General features: G+C 41.9%; 2 protein-coding genes. Both read right to left on the reverse strand.

Annotated features, from left to right (window positions below):
• A partial coding sequence (locus tag ACWDVG_RS31630) for an ATP-binding cassette domain-containing protein (protein WP_451704364.1) occupies nt 1–378 on the reverse strand: 378 nt, incomplete at its 3' end.
• Nucleotides 379–972 (reverse strand): ECF transporter S component, encoded by a 594-nt coding sequence (locus ACWDVG_RS31635; RefSeq protein WP_451704365.1) that lies wholly within the window; start codon nt 970–972, stop codon nt 379–381.
• Nucleotides 973–1217: the final 245 nt, after the last annotated feature.

The following is a 1217-nucleotide window of genomic DNA, read 5'->3' on the forward strand; positions in this document are numbered from 1 at the left end:
CAAGATTGCCTCGCAACGACATTGCCGGACCACCTCAGCTATTTTAGCATCAATTTCCTGAACGGGATGCCCAATATTTTCCAAGGTAAAAATCAGCTCTTCAAACAAGTTCTCCATGGTAAATTGATGATTGGGATTTTGAAAGAGAATGCCAACCGTCTGGACACGTTCGACGATAGAAAGCTGACTGACCTGACTCCCATCTATCAGGACTTGACCACTATAGGGAAGAGAACTGACTTGAGCAATAATTTGAAAGAGACTGGATTTTCCTGAACCACTGTTCCCAACTAACAAGGTAAAAGCTTGCTCATGAAAAGTAAAATCAATCGGTTCCGAAAAGATTGGGGACTGAATCCCCCGTAGTTCCAGCCCCATCTACGCCTTTCCTCCAGCCGCAAACTGATGATAGATTTTGACAATGGCACGAACCAAGATGGCACAGAAGAAAAAGACGGAAATAAAACGCACCACAAGCAAGGAAAGGACAAAAGAAAGGGAAAAGGCGTAGTAACCTAACTTAATGTATTCATAGACAAAGCTAAAAAGGGTAATTCCAATACTATTAGCAGTTAGAGAGAGCCAACTTTCATAGCGATTCTTGGTTACGATAAAACCAAATTCACTTCCCAAGCCTTGAACCAAGCCAGACAAAAGAGCGCCTAGACCGAATTGGCTACCATAAAGGACTTCAGCAAGTGCAGCAAGCACTTCTCCAATCGTTGCACTTCCGATTCTTGGAACAAAGATAGCTGCAATGGGCGCAGCCATACACCAGAGACCAAAGAGGATTTCATTGGCAAAAGCCTGTAAACCAAGAGGGGCCAAGATTAGGGTGAGGATATCAAATAGATAGCCCGAACCCACAAAAACGCCACCAAAAAAGATAGACAAGAAAGCAAGCAAGATAACATCTTTTAACTGCCATTTTTTCAACATAAAAAACTCCTTTTTTAAAGAAAAGTGGGGCATTCAAGGAGAGATACCAAAAAGCTTATACTCAATGAAAATCAAAGAGCAAACTAGGAAGCTAGCCGCAGGCTGCTCAAAGCACTGCTTTGAGGTTGTAGATAGAACTGACGAAGTCAGTAACATAGACACGGCAAGGCAAAGCTGACGTGGTTTGAATTGATTTTCGAAGAGTATAACTAAAAAACTATCTGACCTTAACTTAAGGCCAGATAGCTCGTCAATTTTTATTTTTCAGCTGTAAGTGC

The organism is Streptomyces sp. NPDC003327, assembly GCF_053589515.1.